The 16718-nt window shown below is 56.7% G+C and carries 9 protein-coding genes and 5 pseudogenes; 10 read left to right on the top strand and 4 right to left on the bottom strand.

Annotated elements, in window-relative coordinates; all coding sequences use genetic code 11:
- The first annotated feature begins 19 nt into the window (after window positions 1-19).
- The 4 genes and pseudogenes from EN925_RS00530 (at window position 20) to EN925_RS41425 (ending at window position 2353) form a co-directional block, all read left to right on the top strand.
- Complete coding sequence (locus EN925_RS00530; protein ID WP_224570030.1) at window positions 20-913, top strand: polysaccharide deacetylase; 894 nt, start codon at window positions 20-22, stop codon at window positions 911-913.
- Window positions 914-1652: 739 nt separating this feature from the next.
- Complete coding sequence (locus EN925_RS41415) at window positions 1653-1850, top strand: SDR family oxidoreductase (protein ID WP_063169323.1); 198 nt, start codon at window positions 1653-1655, stop codon at window positions 1848-1850.
- Window positions 1851-1877: 27 nt separating this feature from the next.
- Window positions 1878-2159: pseudogene (locus tag EN925_RS41420) on the top strand (SDR family NAD(P)-dependent oxidoreductase); the annotation flags it as partial.
- Entirely contained in the window at window positions 2147-2353 is a 207-nt protein-coding gene (locus EN925_RS41425) for an SDR family oxidoreductase (RefSeq protein WP_199489648.1), read from the top strand. The pseudogene EN925_RS41420 and the gene EN925_RS41425, both read left to right, overlap by 13 nt.
- A 400-nt stretch (window positions 2354-2753) precedes the next feature.
- Here the strand turns inward: EN925_RS41425 and EN925_RS40480 are convergent.
- Window positions 2754-2920, bottom strand: a pseudogene (locus EN925_RS40480) (IS21 family transposase); the annotation flags it as partial.
- Window positions 2921-3501: 581 nt separating this feature from the next.
- Between EN925_RS40480 and EN925_RS00550 the strand changes: the two are divergent.
- Both EN925_RS00550 and EN925_RS00555 read left to right on the top strand, forming a co-directional pair.
- Window positions 3502-5157, top strand: coding sequence for an MFS transporter (locus EN925_RS00550; protein WP_063169321.1), 1656 nt, complete (start codon window positions 3502-3504; stop codon window positions 5155-5157).
- 269 nt (window positions 5158-5426) lie between these two features.
- Window positions 5427-5813: pseudogene (locus EN925_RS00555) on the top strand (transposase); the annotation flags it as partial.
- Between the two features lie 505 nt (window positions 5814-6318).
- Here the strand turns inward: EN925_RS00555 and EN925_RS00560 are convergent.
- Window positions 6319-7536, bottom strand: a complete 1218-nt coding sequence (locus EN925_RS00560) for a serine hydrolase (RefSeq protein WP_063169320.1) — start codon at window positions 7534-7536, stop codon at window positions 6319-6321.
- A gap of 354 nt (window positions 7537-7890) precedes the next feature.
- A pseudogene (locus EN925_RS00565) lies at window positions 7891-8268 on the bottom strand (alanine dehydrogenase); the annotation flags it as partial.
- Between the two features lie 458 nt (window positions 8269-8726).
- Between EN925_RS00565 and EN925_RS00570 the strand changes: the two are divergent.
- The 4 genes from EN925_RS00570 (at window position 8727) to EN925_RS00585 (ending at window position 14134) form a co-directional block, all read left to right on the top strand.
- Entirely contained in the window at window positions 8727-9569 is an 843-nt protein-coding gene (locus EN925_RS00570) for a transporter substrate-binding domain-containing protein (protein WP_063169318.1), read from the top strand.
- Window positions 9570-9629: 60 nt separating this feature from the next.
- Window positions 9630-10604: an amino acid ABC transporter permease gene (locus tag EN925_RS00575; RefSeq protein WP_063170377.1), complete on the top strand. Its 975-nt coding sequence runs from the start codon at window positions 9630-9632 to the stop codon at window positions 10602-10604.
- 94 nt (window positions 10605-10698) lie between these two features.
- Window positions 10699-11442: an amino acid ABC transporter ATP-binding protein gene (locus EN925_RS00580; protein WP_135921822.1), complete on the top strand. Its 744-nt coding sequence runs from the start codon at window positions 10699-10701 to the stop codon at window positions 11440-11442.
- A gap of 352 nt (window positions 11443-11794) precedes the next feature.
- The gene (locus EN925_RS00585) at window positions 11795-14134 is read left to right on the top strand and encodes a penicillin acylase family protein (RefSeq protein WP_063170375.1); all 2340 of its coding nucleotides are present in this window, start codon (window positions 11795-11797) and stop codon (window positions 14132-14134) included.
- An 830-nt stretch (window positions 14135-14964) separates the two neighbouring features.
- Here the strand turns inward: EN925_RS00585 and EN925_RS00590 are convergent.
- Window positions 14965-16421, bottom strand: a pseudogene (locus EN925_RS00590) (MFS transporter).
- Window positions 16422-16718: the final 297 nt, after the last annotated feature.

Genomic DNA, 16718 nt, shown 5'->3' on the forward strand with positions numbered 1-16718 from the left:
CACTGCTCAGGAGGAACTGGTGGCCAATTCGACCGCACTCAATCCCTGGGAATGGCCTGAAAGCCATTGGCGGCGGCGCATCAACAAAGTCAGAGCGGGCAAGGCACTAAGACCAATGTGGCCCGGCGGTAAACGCTGTGCCTTCGCCATCTCGTTCGACGTCGATCATGAGTCGAACGAATTGCGCAGGGGAGGGCGATCGCTAAGCAGATTATCCTGGGGTCAGTACGGGAGCCGACGAGGGATGCCTCGGGCTTTGGAACTCTTGAGAAAGTACGACGTTCCGGCGAGTTTTTTCGTTCCCGCTGTGATCGCTCAGTTGTATCCAGACGAGCAACGCGCAGTTGTCGATGAAGGCCATGAAATTGGCATGCACGGCTGGATACACGAGCTAAACTCGGAACTGAGCGCAGAGAGCGAGCGCTCTTTAATGATGAGGAGTGCCGACACTCTTGAAAAAATCACTTCCAAACGCCCGACGGGAATTCGAACGCCTTCCTGGGATTTTTCCGACGCAACTCTACGGATCATACGTGAAACCGGATTGACATACGACTCATCCCTTATGGCCGATGATAGTTGCTATGAGCTGCTGGAAGACGAGGAACCCACGGGAGTGATTGAAATACCGGTCGAATGGATTCGAGACGATGCCACTTATCTTTGGATGAGTCCCGATGGGTCTTCACGGCCAGATTTATCAGTCGACGACGTGCTTTCTGTATTTATTCGGGAGTTCGAAGGGGCCTATCAAGATGCCGATTTATTTCAGCTGACTCTGCATCCACACGTCATTGGATATCGCTCACGGATCTGGATCGTAGAAGAATTAATTCGACGCGCCAAAGCAAAGGGTGACGTTTGGTTCGCCACACATCATCAGGTCGCCGAGCGTGCGTCCTCATGTCTCTGAAAACTCTCAGACAGGAACGCCGGTAGAGTGCGGTGTTCTTGGGGCGGCGCAAGCCGTCCTGCGCCTCGACCGTTGCGGCGGTCACCAATGGATTTGGAATGACGCGGATCATCCGCTGTCCGGTATTCGCTTTCAGAGCGGGTACAGTGGGAGTTCTTATCTTGGAGGAGGACTACAATCTTGATTGACACGACCTTTGCCGGAAAAACGGTGCTGATTACCGGCGGGTGGCGCGCTTGGCCCGGCCAGTGCCAAACTGCTGGCGGCGGGTGGAGCGGATTTGGTGTTGGCTGACCTGTCGCAAGAGGCTCTGGACCAAACTCTGGCCGCCTGTCCTGGTGCCCGTTGAGTTGTCTGCGACGTGACCGATCCGGCGATGCTGGAAGGGCTGGTCGACCTCGCCCGCGAGAGCTTTGGCCGGCCGGTTGAGGGCTTGGTCGCGGCCGCTGGCATTACGGTGCGATGAAGCGGCTGATAGACGTGAAGGGTACGAAGCCATGTTCAGCTTCAACGTCGGGGCCATTTGGCGAATCTGCAAGCTGCATCCCGCAGATGCGCGAGCTTGGCCGCGGATCGGTGGTGCTCTTCAGCTCGACTGCTGGTCTGCAGGCCTCGAAGGACGTGCCGATCTATTCGGTGACCAAGGCGGCGGTTGTGATGATGACTCGCACGCTGGCGCTGAACCACGCGGCAGAAATATCCGCGCAAACTGTGTCTGCCCCGGAACCATCGCCAGCCGTTGGCCGAGGCCGGCGTCGCCTTCGCCCGGGGAGAAGCGGCACAGGTCGAGCGCCGGACGAAGATCATCGCTGCGCATCCGATGGGCCGAATGGGGTTGCCGTCCGAGGTGGCGACAGCTGTCGGCTATCTGCTGGACGATGCGGCGGGCTTCACCATCGGCGCCGCGCTTACGGTCGACGGAGGCAGCCTTGCCTAAGCTCCGGTCAGAAACACTGTCGTCGTCACCGGCGCGGCGCGCGGGATCGGTGCCGCAACAGCGGCGTGGCTTGGCTCGGAAGAGGCGTGGGTGTTGCTAGTGGATGTTCTGGATAAAGTGCACGACACAGCTGCGGGCCTTGGCCAGACGGCGCTCGTCTGCGATCTGGCCATGCCCGACGCCGCAGGGCGGGTTCTGGCCGCCTTGGATGCCGCAAGGATCGAGACGCTCGACGTCCTCGTGAACAATGCCGGCATTGGCGGTTCGAAGTCGCTCGCCGATACTGACGATGCCTTTTGTTCCCGCTGATCGATATCAACTTGCGTGCAGTCATCAGCCTGACCCGCGAGTTGCGGCCGCGGATGCGCCAGCCGGGCGGGCGGATCATTAATGTCAGCTCGATCCTCGGGCTTACGGGCTATCCCGGAACGGTAGGCTATTCGGTGGCCAAGGCCGGGATCGCGTATCTCACGCTCCAGCAGGCCGGCGAGCAGGGCCTGTAGGGTATAACCGTGAATGCGGTGGCGCCCGGCGTGGTCCCCACCGACATGACTCGAGCGCTGCACGTACGCAGCTACCAACGCCTGATGGTCGCGCCAATCCGCTCGAGCGCGTCTCCTCGCCGGAGGAGCAGGCGGCGGTGATCGCCTTCCTGCTTCGGACGACGCGTTCTACGTCTCGGGCGCAGTGATCCCCGTCGACGGCGGCTCCCGCCTGTCACAGTAGAGAAGAATAGCGCAATTTAAGCCTATACACAGGATGGCCCTGCAATTCCCGGATGCAGACCGACTCTGCCGGTAACCGGTTCCGGTGGTCGATCCTGTTAGCGGCGCCATTACCCGGCGCACATTTGATCGCGGTGGTGGGCAAGTTGAATTTACCCTTCGCGCGCTTCCCAGCGATCAATATGGCAGTGTCGTACTGCTCGGTCATTGTCGCAACGGTCGCGTTCAGCGTCGGCGCGAACCACAGCGCCTTGGCCACACCAGGTTGTAGCAGACGGATCGCCTCAGTGACCCGCCGAAGAAGCTGAGGCCGTCAATCCAGTCGGGCAGCTTTTGAGTCAGAGTTGGCAAAGGCTGCTCGAACTGAACGACTGTTGAGGAAAGCCTTTGCAGGCGCGGCGGGCGCGAGCACCGCGGGGAGCCGCAAAAAGGCACGCGGAGAGCTCTGCTGAGGCTGCAGTCAACTCAGCGTCCTTGGGAGCATATTGAAGTAGTATTTGCCCATCTCTCCCTGTTATGGCGATTTGAGAAGCAAAAAGCCCGTTCAGCGTTTAGCTTGGAGAATGTGCCCACTGCACTGCTCGCCCGCGAATCACCGATATTATGCAGATTTAGGAGCTCGACGCCGATCTCCTGCATTTGTTGGCGAGGATTGCTGGAAGAGTACCCATTCAATGCACTAAAATCCTGGAGTGGTCTGATCCTCATATTGTAAGTGTAGGCTGGCCTGATGCGGCTGGTTCCAAGTCTTCACAAAGGTTCCAACTACGCCTCCTCCCAAGGCGCATCGGCCCGGCAGCGAGTTCAATCTCCTGCCGGGCGTTGTAACTATTTGCGCACATTGGCCGATTCGGACCTTCAACGGGTTGGGCGGCTGCTGGCTGTCGGAGCAATGTAAAACTGGCTCATAGGCAAGAGTTAGATTGATGAGCAGTCTTGCGGACCAAGTCGCCGATCCAAATTCGCCAGGAGCATTTGCGCCCCTCAGAAATCCGAGCTTTCGTTCAATCTGGTTCGCCACGCAGGTCAGCTCGCTCGGCTGGTTGATGCAGACTGTTGCCATCAGCTGGCTGATGGCTACGATTTCGACTTCCGATCTGATGGTCGCGCTGGTTCAGGCTTCTTCAAACCTGCCAGCGTTCATCTTATCCGTCTTCGCCGGGGCCTTGGCTGATAATTTCAGCCGGCGCCGGGTCATGTTCGCCGGCCGGTGCCTTATGGTATTGGCATCTGCGATGCTGACGGCTTTTGTGGTGCTGGGCTTTGTCGATCCGTGGATGATCCTCGGCTTCAGCTTCTTGATCGCATGCGGCGGCGCTCTCCACGATCCAGCCTGGCAGGCCTCGGTTGGCGATATGGTGAACCGACGCGACGTTCCCGCCGCCGTCACGCTCCTCTCCGTTGGCTTCAACACTGTTCGGACCGTAGGCCCGGCGCTCGGTGGCATAGTAGTTGCCTCTTTTGGGCTGATGACGGCTTTCGCCGTAACCAGTCTTACCTATCTGGTCCCTTTGGTAACCATATGGCGCTGCAAGTGGATGGTTCGCTCATCACCTCTCCCACGTGAGTCGATGAGGACGGCGATCTATGACGGGCTACGCTTCACGGCGATGTCGTCGGAGATTAAGACGGCGATCACTCGCGGAACCCTCTTTGGTCTGGCGAGCATCGCCATTCTCGCGCTGCTGCCGCTGGTTGTCCGCGACCAGCTGGGAGGCGGACCGCTCGCCTATGGCACGCTCATGGCCGGATTCGGGACAGGCGCCGTCTTCGCCGGCATCTCGAACAGCGTGTTCAGACGGAGCTTGTCACAAGAGCGGCTGATGACGCTCGCATGCGTCGCCTGCGCGGCATGCTCCCTTTCGCTTGCGCTGACTTCTTCGATTGCAGTGGCGGCAATTGCACTCGCCATGGGTGGCGCGGGCTGGGTCACCGCCTGGTCCGGGGTCGGCGTGACCGTGCAACTGGCAAGCCCGCGCTGGGTCGTGGGGCGCACCATCTCGATTTACTATGCATTGATCGATGGCGGCATCGCAGCGGGCAGTTGGGTGTGGGGCACGGTGGCCCAGAACCATTCACTGACCTTGGCACTGGAGGGCTCCGCTGGAGCCCTTCTGCTGGTCGCCGCCACGGGCCTCCTGTTTCCCCTTCGCGAGCGCCGCGAATCCGATCCAGATGCTTTGGAGGACTTCGACGCACCGGCAGTCGCCCTCAATCTCAAGCCAAGAAGCGGTCCCATCGTGGTCAAAGTCGAGTACCTAGTGCCCGAGGAAAATCGCGAAGCATTCCTGGAACTCATGCGGGCGCGCCGGCATGTGCACAGTCGCGTCGGCGCTCGTCATTGGACTCTCCAGCGCAACCTTCAGGAGCCTATGCAATGGATAGAGACATTCCGCACGCCGACCTGGACCGACTACCTTCGCCTGAACCATCGTCTCACGGAAGCAGACAAGGAATTGGGTAAACAAGTGCTGAAATTGCATGCAGGACAGCTTCCGCCTAAAATCATGCTTTTTATCGAGCGACCAACAAGCTCGGCCCTAAAGTCCGATGAATCAGCACGTTATTTTCTCCGACACTGACTCTTCGAGGTTAACCCCTTGTATCTGCACGCAGAGGACTTTGTGCGATGGAAGCGACTGAGCCTCGAACCGGATGGCCATCCGGTTCGAAGCAAGGCGAAGTCGCCCGACACCCCTCCGGCCACAACCGTGGGTGAGCCTGGGATCTTCGCCTTCGTCACGTACGACCGAATAGTCGCTTGGCTCCAATCGCACGCACAAGGCAGGTTACCGTGAACAAGACTATCTGTGGAGTGGATGTTTCGAAAGACTGGCTCGATACCCATGTCGTGCCGAGCGGAGCGGCGGGCCGCTTTCGCAACGATGCGGCAGGCATAGCCGAGCTTGCTGCCTGGTGTTAGGTCAATGGTGTCGAGCTCGTCGTCATGGAGGCCAGTGGCGGCTACGAACGGCTTCCCTTCCTGCTGTCGTGGGAGTTGGGAGTAGCCTGCGGCATGGCCAATGCGAGGAGCGTACGCTGATTCGCCGAGGCGATGGGCTTCCTGGAGAAGACCGACAGGATCGACGCCGCCGTCATCGCCCGCTATAGCGAGGTCAAACGGCTGCAGCCGACGCTGCCGCCGAGCGCGGCCCAGCAGCGGCTCAAGGCGCTGGTCGCCCGGCTTTCCCAGGTAACCGCCGATCTCACCGTCCAGAAGCAGCGCAAGAGCGCTGCCACTGATGCCGATACCATTGCCTGCGTATTCCGATGAAGCCGGCCACCGATTCCGATTTGAAGCCGGCCAGTCATTCCGATTTCATTCCGGCCAGCATTCCGATTTGAAGGCGGCCATTTTTCGGTCTGATCCTGGGTCTCGTTGATGTTTGGGTTGGGTTTTGTTTCAGGTCAAGCTGACGGATAAGCCCGAAAGCGGCACCATGCAAGAATACAATAGGTCCACCGGTTCCATTCTCGCAATACAAAGTCGCGACGGCCCCAATCAATATGCAATGTTCGGTGATCATTGTTTCCTCAGCAAAAGCGAGCCAGATCGGTCTGCATTATGCATATGGGAAGCGAGGCTTCTGGTATTTACTTCATAAGCGTAGCAGCGTCTACAGGCCTTTTGCGCCAATTGCCCCCTAGCCGAACGCAGGAATTCGGCGTAGGCGCCCCAGTTCTTCAACCGCGAATTTGCAGGAAATTCCTAAACAAGCGCGGTGACCGTCTAGTGCATCAAGTTACGCGCGGAGCATCCTCCCCAATGCCTGCATCTGCGGCCTTCTAATCCGATCAATGTGGTCGCAAGCGGGGTGCGACCCGAAGCGCGCAATCACCATCTCCGCCTTTGGCGCTATGTACAGGTTCTGGCCGTAAAGGCCCCGACCTTCAATAGCATCAAGCTCGTCGTGTGATACCCACCATTGGCTTCGGTATGTATAGCCGAATGGGAGGTCCGGCTTGGCGGGGTGGTCGAGATCTTGAAGGTCGTAGACAACACTCGCGGGAACCAGTTGCTTGCCATTACACGAGCCTTCACATCGCATCAGCTCGCCGAAACGCGCCAAGTCGCGCAACGTCACATTGAGTCCGCTATGCGCCCTCGGCATACCGTTTGTCGGGTCGATCTCGACATAGGCGTCTTCTTCGCAGCCCAGTGGCAACCATAAGCGCTCCTCCAACAGTTGTGCGAACGACCGGCCCGTTGCGCGCGACATAACCCAAGCCATAACATTGGTATCGACGCCTTTGTAGACAAATTTGCCGTGCGCCCCTTCCTTTCGTATGGTACGCAGGTATTCGCATCTATATGACTTGTCTACACTTGTGTAATCTTCAGTAAAAGCAACGTTAGTTTGCATGTCCATGACTTGGCGGAGCGTTGCATCTTCCCACCCTGTACCTCGTAATTCCGGCACAAACTGCGATATTGTCTTCCTGTCGTCGAGAATGCCCTCATGCACCAACGCCGCGGCTAGGGTGCCCGCATACGATTTGGTGATTGACTGACACGAATGTTGTACGTGCGGCGCGAGTGCGCCGAAGTATCGTTCGTATATGATCCGCCCCCGATGCAGGACCAAAATGCCGTCGGTGTAGGTGTCGAATAGCGCCTCCTCGAACCGGTTGGTGCGGTCGTCCATGTCGACGAACGTGAGCCCATCGATTTCGGTAGACCTGTTGCTGCACTCAAGCTGCGACGGTCCGCCCCGCCCTCGCCACACTTGGACTGTGGGCCGCAGCTCACGCATATGCGATAGCGACCAGCGAAGCTGAGGAAAGGTCCAAACAGTTTCATTCTCGAATGTTACACGCTTGTCTGGCGGCGGCGGCGCACCGCGCATCCAGCCAAATTCGCGAGGATCCGATGCACGGCCGTCCAGGTATTGCTGTCCGTCGAATTCGAGTACGCTCTCCGACGCGTTACCGACGGTTTGCCGTTGTTTGAATTCTGTCATACATGGGATCCAATTTCATGCCTAGGCGCCCCCGGCGCCAGCTGGCTATCGAGAGTTGCGACCCAACCTCGGGAGTTCGGACTGGACTAAATCACAACATGTTATGATCATAGCAGCGGCAGGCGCGCATTCTATGCGAAATGTCCTCGACAACGCAGCAAATCAGCGTTGTATTGCGGCCGGCGCATACTTGCGGCCCCGCTCTCGCGTGGCAAGTAGGACCTAACTTGCCGAACGCTTCCAGCTACAAGAGGCATGAGCCATCATGCGCAGTATGCCGAGTACATCTCGATTAAACCGGGTCCGAACGGGTTGACAATTGTAACGCGTCTCCGCTGTCCGAGCTACGATGAGTCAAAAATTCTCTGGTCTATCAACGATGTTGACCCAGAGGGATACGTGCGAACTCGCAAGGCAAGAAATCGCGAAATGGCATGGGCGACTCTGCATGTTGGCGACGCGATAGTGGATAACGCCGTCGCCTTCGTAGGTGGGCTCGGCTTGAGTCGTCGCATGCGACGTCTCGAAGCAACCGCCCTGGTCAATAGCGACGTCGACCAGCTCCGAGCCCTTCTTCATGCCGGACATCATTTCGCGGGTGACGAGCTTTGGCGCGGCAGCACCGGCGATCAGCACGGCCCCGACCACGATGTCGGCAGAGAAGCATTCTTCCTCGAGCGCCCCGACGGTTGAGTAGCGGGTGCGCACACGGCCGGCGAAGAGGTCGTCGAGATTAGGGAGGTCGAGATTAGGGAGGTCGAGATTAGGGAGAGAGAGGGGCTTGGACCGCAGTTCCCACGTGACCAGAGTCAGCCCTGCAAGGTGTAATTCAACGCGCCAGTCCAGTTTAGATCCTTCCAAACAAGACGTCTTGTGGCGATGCAATCTGCAGCCTTCGGAGTCCAGCGAGTTGGCGAGTTCGCCGACCTCTCTGAGGCCAGGGTATCCGTGCTTTGTGAAATCGCCAGAGCGATCCGGCGAAAGCCAAGGGTAGTTCGCAGGAAACCTGCATCATCGAACTCGATTTCGCTGAATGCCAACAATGCAGAGCGATAAGGTGTCGTTCGTTAAATGACGGACCGGGATGGGTCCAATCAGCAGGGAGCAATGGCGCACCGCTAAGACACTCCTCTCGGTGGCGACGAAGGTAGCTTTCAAGAAAATAAGAACGAGAAAAAAGGGAACTATAGATGAACAATCATGTAACGACGGTCGTAGTTGCAGTCTCCATGGCGGTTGCGTCGATGTCTTTGTCAGCCAAGGCTTGCGCCGGCGAAGTCCTTGATCGTGTGCTCGCGGCACAGACATTGACGGTAGCGGTCGGGTCCGACTGGGGAGCCTTGTCTCACTTGAACGACCAACATGAACTCGACGGTGATGATGTAGAGGTCGCGAAGGGCATTGCGGACTACTTGGGCGTGAAGATCAAATTCGTGACCCCGGGCTGGGATATCATTCAGGCAGGCCAGTGGGGGGGGCGTTGGGACATGGCCATGGGTCAAATGACGCCGACCAACGATCGCGCCAAAAAATTCGCCTTCCCGGCCATGTACTTCTACGAAGGCGAAGTCGCTGTCGTTCACAAGGATAGCAAAGCGACGAAGCCTTCCGACCTGGAGGGCAAGATCGTCGGCGTCCGAGCGGGAACTCTTGGCGATTTGTATGCCAATCACAAGCTCACACCGGCATGGATCGGCGCTAAGCCAATACAATATCAATTTACAGCGGGCCAAGTGAAGGCTTATCCAAGTGCTAACTCTCTTACGCTTGACGACCTGCGCCTCGGCGATGGTGTTCGTCTCGATGGCGTCATTACTGAAGGAACGACGGCGGCTGCGGCAATCAAATCTGGCTATCCATTGAAGGTTATTGGCGATCCCTTATTCTACGCCCCGGGCGCTGTCACAATCGAGCGTGGCGATAAGGAGTTTATCGACAAGGTCGCTGCCGCGGTCAAGAAGATGAAGGATGACGGCACTCTTGCTAAACTCTCGGTCAAGTGGTTCGGGGGGGATTTCAGCGTCGATAAATAACATGACACAATCGTGGGCGTCCCCTTCCCGGGGGCGCCTCTTCTTAGGAAGAAAATGCTTATGCTTTACCACGATACAGTTGAATCTGAGGTGCTCGTCCACAAGCCATGGTTTATCGGCTGCATATTTGCAATTGTGCTCGCGGTTTTTCTTATCTTCAACGTAGCGGGCACCACGATGGGCGAACTCCTACGGCCCGTGATTGGCGATCACGCACAAGTGAAGTTTTACAGTCGCATTGCGATCGCTTTTGTAATTGCCGCAATGTTCTGCCTCAACCTCGTGCTGATTGGTTTTGTCCCGCTCAAAATCCAAATCGGGATCGTATGGTTTGAGTTGGTGCTACTGTTCCTTTCGCTCTTCGCGGCATTTGACTTAAGCATGCCATTTATTTGGGCAAACCTGCCATTTCTAATTACGCAGGGGGTAGTTACTACAGTTTACGTATCAGCGATGTCACTGCTATTTGCGTCGGCTATCGCAATAATCGGCGCGATTGCGAAACTGTCAAGCAACGGCATGGCTTACGCGATAGTCAGCTTCTACACTTCATGCTTCCGGGGTCTGCCGCTTCTCATGCAGGTTTATCTGATCTACATGGGCTTGCCCCAGGTAGGTTACGTTATTAATGCCGTGCCTGCAGGCGTGTTGGCGCTTTCGCTATGCAGTGGTGCCTACATGACGGAGATCTTCCGTTCGGGCATAGCCAGCATCGATCGCGGCCAGTGGGAGGCATCCCGGTCATTAGGTTTCGGCTTTGCGCTCACAATGCGCAGAATCATTCTGCCGCAAGCGCTTCCGGTTATCATTCCCCCGATGGGAAACACGTTCATCTCAATGCTCAAAGACAGCTCTCTCGTTTCGGTTCTTGGCGTTTGGGAGCTGACGTATCTAGCTCACTCACTCGGCCAGCCAACCTTCCATACTATGGAGATGCTAGTAACAGCGGCAATGATTTATTGGATTTTATCCGCCTGCCTGGAACTGGTCCAATCCCGGATCGAGGACCATTTTGCCAGAAGTAAGAAGCGATGATCGTGAATTCATTGGTCAAGCTAAAAAAGACGTCTAAGTTGGTTCGGCCATTTTCAAGGCACTTACAGATGCGCCAATGAACAAGAGAGATGCAATATTGAGCGACGAAGTCATCGAAGCTAAGAATGTATCCAAATGGTATGGTGCCTTCAGAGCACTAACTGACATCAACCTAACCGTCCGCAAGGGCGAACGTATCGTCATCTGTGGGCCCTCAGGCTCGGGAAAGTCGACGCTGATCCGTTGCGTCAATCGGCTCGAAGCGCACCAGGATGGCGAGATTACCGTCACTGGGATTAGGTTACATAACAAAATGCGCAACGTAGCTGAAGTTCGCAAAAGCGTCGGCATGGTTTTTCAGCACTTTAATCTTTTCCCGCACATGACCGTGCTGATGAACTGTATGGCGGCGCCGATGTGGATAAAGGGCGTTCCAGAGGGTGAGGCTAGAAAGATCGCGCTTAAATTCCTAGAGCGCGTGCGCATTCCCGAACAGGCGAACAAATATCCGGCTCAGCTCTCCGGGGGACAGCAGCAGCGCGTCGCAATTGCCCGGTCCCTCTGTATGGAGCCTGCAGTCATGCTCTTCGATGAGCCGACCTCCTCGCTCGATCCAGAGATGGTCGCTGAAGTGCTCGAGACTGTGACCGGACTCGCACGCGACGGCATGACCATGGTATGCGTCACCCACGAGATGGGCTTTGCGCGCGCCGTGGCCGATCGAGTAATCTTCATGGATCGAGGTGAGATCGTCGAAGAGGGTACACCGCACGACTTCTTCAGAAACCCGCAGCACGAAAGAACGAAATTGTTTCTCAGCCAGATCTTGTCGCATTGAGGGAGCCATCCTTCAACGAGGCCGTTCGACCGAGTTACTGTGTATCGAATGCGTTGCCTCAGGCCAGCGAGACAACATGTGCGGATATTGTATTCGTACGTATTGGCTGACATACATCAGAGCGTTCTCGGCAAGCGCCTCGTTCCCGGAAGCGCGAGAGTAGGATCCCGCTGAGCTTGTGCGCAGCCCACCGTGCCAGTTCGCGTCCAGGCGCGCTGAGGATTGGCTCGCCACACATGATCAGGTTGCAAGAGTGCGGCCTCAACCCTCTGCCCGCAACCGACCACAATCTGCAGACGTCGTCCTCTGGCAGATTCCCGACCATCTTTGGGTGAACCAAACGGATCAACACATGTTAAAGAACATAACCTTCGACCGCCACAGCTCCGACAAGCTTAAGAGTGAGGTCACGATCGACATTGATAAATGGGGGGTTCCTCATATCAAGGCTCAGAACTTGCACGACCTATTTTTCGCGCAGGGTTGGAATGCAGCTCGAGACCGCCTCTGGCAAATTGATATTGCGCGCAAACGAGGTCTCGGTCTCCTGTCACGAGACTTTGGCCCCGGATATTTGGAGCAGGATCGGGCGGCGCGTCTCTTTTTATTTCGCGGAGCCATGAGTGCAGAATGGCAGGCGTACGGCCCGGATTCCGAAGAGATATGCTCAGCGTTTGCCGAGGGGATCAATTCCTACGTAGACAGTTGCCATGACGGTTTGATTGCCTTGCCACCCGAGTTTGGCCTCCTCGGTCACACTCCCGACTATTGGAAACCCGAAGACGTCGTTCGCGTGCGAACGCACTCACTAACCCGAAATGCGATTTCGGAGCTTCTGCGCTGCAGGGTGATGGCATTGGCAGGTGTGGAACGAGGTACCCGCCTCGACAGGTTGAGACAAGAATTGTCACCTCCGATAGCGCCACGACCAGCGGAGGGCCTTGACCTCGCCTTTATGACAGATCGAGTACTGCAGGATTTTCGCTTGGCAATCTGTCCCGTCTCATTCTCGAGGGAAAGACTTGCAGCAAGTCTTCAGGAAGCTGACCGTTGGACCCGCGTAACACCGAGTGATGAGATCATGCAGACGGTGTTCCAAGAGGGCTCAAACAACTGGGCCATATCCGCAACAAAAACCACAACGGAGCGACCAATCCTTGCTCTAGACCCGCATCGCAAGCACGTCCTTCCGTCCATCAGGTATCTTGTACACCTGAGTATGCCCGGGCTCGATGTAATTGGCGCTGGAGAGCCTATGATCCCAGGAATCTCCATGGGTCACAACGGGACAGCCGCCTTTGGTCTGACTATTTTCGGCGCTGACCAAGAAGATATTTATGTTTACGAAACCAAGAGTGAGGGAAATAAATACTTATATAAAGGGGCCTGGGAGCAGGTGAAGACTATACACGAGAAAATTCCAGTTCGCGCCCACACCGACCAGGAGGTAAAGCTTCAGTTCACACGCCATGGACCCATTTTAAACCAAAATGCTGAAAAAGACCGCGCCTTCGCACTGAGAACCGTATGGATGGATCCCGGCATGGCACCTTACATGGCCAGCTTGGCCGTAATGCGCTCTAAGACATTTTCAGAATACACCTCCAGTCTAGCAAACTGGGGTTGTCCTTCAGTTAATCACATCTATGCGGACACGTCGAATGTAATTGCGTGGAAACCGTCAGGTGCGGCTCCGGTCCGAAGAAATTGGGACGGCCTGCTTCCGGTTCCAGGAGACGGTCGGTTCGAATGGGAAGGGTATTTGTCACCGGACGATGGGCCGTTCGAGATGAACCCCGCCAAAGGTTTTGTCGCCACTGCCAACGCAATGAATGTTCCGGAGGAATGGAGTAGATCGCATCCTGCTTTTGGCTACGAGTGGTCTGACAGCAGCAGACATGATACCCTTCATACAACTCTCTCACGATCAGAGAAGATCTCGTTGCGGGACTGCATGTCGCTGCAATGTTCGGTGTATTCGCCGATAGCAGTTCGTATTCTTGCGAAACTAGACACTCTTCTCGGTTCGGTTGCAAACATGCCTGCGTTGCACTTATTTTCTAACTGGGACCGGCATTTGGATGCGAGTTCGCCAGCCGCCGCGTTCTTTGAGATTTGGCTTAGCAAACACCTTGGCCCGACAGTAGCTCGCTTAGAAAGCGCTGACGATGAAGTGTTGGCACTGCTCGTGCCTTTACAGCCTTCGGCCATAGCCTCTTGGCTCGAACAGGCAGAGCCTAGTGAAAAGTTGAAGCATTCCATAATGGAATCCCTAACTTCTGCCTGGAGTGAATGCATATGTCGATTTGGCGACGATTCTGCCTCATGGGCATGGGGCAGTATACATAAGCTTGATTTGCGCCACCCTCTGCAGGCACTGACGTCTGAACAATGGTCGTTGGGCGCCATAGCCCTCGGCGGAAGTAGCTCAACGCTCAATTTTTCGAGTTACCGAAGCGGCCAATTCTCTGTTTCAGAAGGACCGTCAGTGCGGATAATCATGGACGTTGGGTCATGGGATGACAGTCTCTTTATTAACAATCCAGGTCAGTCGGGTGTTCCGATCTCAAGTCATTATCGTGACCTCAATCACGATTGGCAACGGGGCGAATACAAGCCCTTGTTATATTCAGAGGAGTCCATACGGAGGGAGCTCGAACATAGGGTCGTCCTGTCTCCCGCTGACTGTTGAGGATGCGACAGTATAGGCCGCTTACCATTGTAGCAGGAACATATCGGTCGAACTCACCTGGCGGCAAGGTGAGGATCGACACTTTAGCGCCCGCCGGCCGACTTTGATATTGACAGCGGAACGCCCGGCCGGAATCTGGATGCGCTTGTGGGGCAATGATCCCGCTGGTGTGCGGCGACCACCCCTGATCGTCACGAGCAGGGCCGTCGCGGCCTCCAATAATGTTGCAGGAGACTTAGAAGCGGGATGTCCCGCATTGGCAATTGCTCTGCCTTGGGGCCATAGGGAAGAGGGGTAAGGTGCTGGCCCGACCACCGGAGAGCGCGTCTGTTACTACAAGGCTCGATCGCGGCCGCATCACGGCCCTCGGCGGCTGCCGATAACGCGCGCTTCGGGCGCTACCAGTACGCATTGGCGATAATCGCATCTGCTGTAGGAGAGCACTTGATTCGAGACTGACAGTGCGACGGTCAACAGGGTTCGCTATCATTGTCGAGCCGAGTTCAAGAATGGACACATACCTCAGGGAGGACCTTTCAGGGGGCAGACCATTGTCTGTCTCCTCATCCGAGAAACAAGCTAACCTCGCAGAGAGTGGCATCAGGGCAACACGTCATTGTCCTTCGATGCGACTGAATATCGACGACTTCAACGCGGCTTGCCGCCTTCGCGTATAGCCGCAGGACCTTGAATGCCGGGAACCAGCCGAGAAATGTTGGCGGTGGGTGAGCGCCTTTCATTTTTCAAGTCCGCTACATTCTGTCTGTCATATACCCGAAGGCGGCGATGCTTGTTGCCCGCCCGATGTGGTTAGCAGTTGACGTGCCTTCTTATGTATCTTCATTCAGCCTGCGGTGGCACGCTGGCCGTTTCGTTGAATGGCGGGGGAAAAAAGGCGTTGATGACTCAGGCTTGCGTGGAGCACTCGTGGGGCGCTCGATTGACAATGTTATTCGTGGAGAATGCTTTCCTTTGTGGAGGAGGATGATTCTCTCGTCCAGTTCCTTGTCGGCCTCGGTAAGGCGATGATTCAGGCGAAGGTAGTCGGTCCAGGTCGGCGTACGGAATGTCTCCGTCCATAGCACAGGCTCCTGAAGGTTGCGCTGGAGAGTCCAGTGCCGAGCACCAACGCGACTCTGTACATGCCGGCACCCGCGCATGGCGAGGAATTCTTCTAGATTTTCCACGAGTATGAGGTACTCGACTTTGACCACGATGGGGCCGCTTCTCGGCTTGAGACTGAGGGCGACTGCCGGCGCGTCGAATTCCTCCAAAGGGTCGGGCTCGGCCTCGCGACCCTCGCGAAGGGGAAACAGGACGCCGCTCGCAATGGAAGAGGCAGTGCCAGAAAAAGGGAGCACGCCGCACAGGCGACGCATGCCAGCGTCATTAGTTGCTCTTCTGACAAGCTCCGTCTTAATAGGCTGTTGGCGACGCCAGCCATGACGGCGCCTGTGCCGAAGCCGGCGATGATGGTGCCATAGGCGAGCGGTCCTTCGCCCAGCTGATCGCGGACAACCAATGGCAGCAGTGCGAGTATGGCGATGCCCGACAGGCCAAAGAAGGTTCCGCGGGCGATCGCCGTCTTGATTTCCGATGACATCGCTGTGAAGCGCAGCCTGTCATAGATGGCCGTCCTCATTGACTCACGTGGGAGAAGTGAGGAGCGAACCTTCCATTTGCATCGCCATATGGTGACCAAAGGGATCATATAGGTGAGTGTAAACATAGCGAAAGCCGTCATAAGTCCGAACGACGCAATCATGATGCCGCGAGCGCCGGTCCCACGGTCCGTGCAGTGTTGAAGCCAATGGAGAGGAGGGTGACGGCAGCGGGAACTTCGCGTCGGTCCACAATATCGCCAACAGAAGCCTGCCAGGCGGTATCGTTGAGCGCGGCACCACTTGCGATCAAGAAGCTGAAGCCGAAGATCATCCACGGGGCGATAAAGCCCAGCACCACTGAAGCCGTAGCATCGCGGATGCTATTACCATTAGGCATCGGCCGGCGAACATGACTCTTCGACGGCTGAAGTTGTCGGCGAGAACCCCTAGCGAAAATGGACAAAATGAAAGCGGGCAGGTTAGACGAAGCCTGCTCGAGCGCAACCATCAGATCGGAGGTCGGAACCGTTGCCATTAGCCAGCTGATAGCAACGGTCTGCATCAGCCAGCCAAGGGAAGAGACTTGAGAGGCTAAACCAGATTGAGCGAAATGTCGTATTCCTGAGCGGCGCAAACGTCTTCGGCGAAACTACATCCGCATCTGCGCCCGCCGCTTTGCTCATTGCTCCGACCGATTCGGTTCCGCCAAGCTTAACCACTTCGCGCGACACGATCCTCTTACACGTCGGATGCGCCAAATGCAGTCTTTGTATTAGTGTCATCTGGTAGCGAGATGCGGAGGTGGCGGCGGAGAGCCGTCGCTGGTGTCGCAGCGGCCTTACATCAGTGCAAACATGCTGTTGCGTGGCGCCGGCACAGTTCCCCCGGCGTCGGCGGCTTCGCCGGCAAGAATGCGAAGGCGCGCCGACTCGCTGCCAAGCTCAAGGTCGTCAGCATGGTTCTTCTGGCCGAGGCTGACG

Origin of the sequence: Mesorhizobium sp. M7A.F.Ca.US.006.04.2.1 (assembly GCF_004022915.1) — a bacterium.
GTDB classification, from domain to species: domain Bacteria; phylum Pseudomonadota; class Alphaproteobacteria; order Rhizobiales; family Rhizobiaceae; genus Mesorhizobium; species Mesorhizobium ciceri.

What these genes read in the sequence shown, in the direction of transcription:
- EN925_RS00575 (WP_063170377.1), top strand. Translation starts at nt 9,630, where the DNA reads ATGCTTTACCACGATACAGTTGAATCTGAGGTGCTCGTCCACAAGCCA.
- EN925_RS00585 (WP_063170375.1), top strand. Translation starts at nt 11,795, where the DNA reads ATGTTAAAGAACATAACCTTCGACCGCCACAGCTCCGACAAGCTTAAG.
- EN925_RS00570 (WP_063169318.1), top strand. Translation starts at nt 8,727, where the DNA reads ATGAACAATCATGTAACGACGGTCGTAGTTGCAGTCTCCATGGCGGTT.
- EN925_RS00560 (WP_063169320.1), bottom strand. Translation starts at nt 7,536, where the DNA reads ATGACAGAATTCAAACAACGGCAAACCGTCGGTAACGCGTCGGAGAGC.
- EN925_RS00550 (WP_063169321.1), top strand. Translation starts at nt 3,502, where the DNA reads ATGAGCAGTCTTGCGGACCAAGTCGCCGATCCAAATTCGCCAGGAGCA.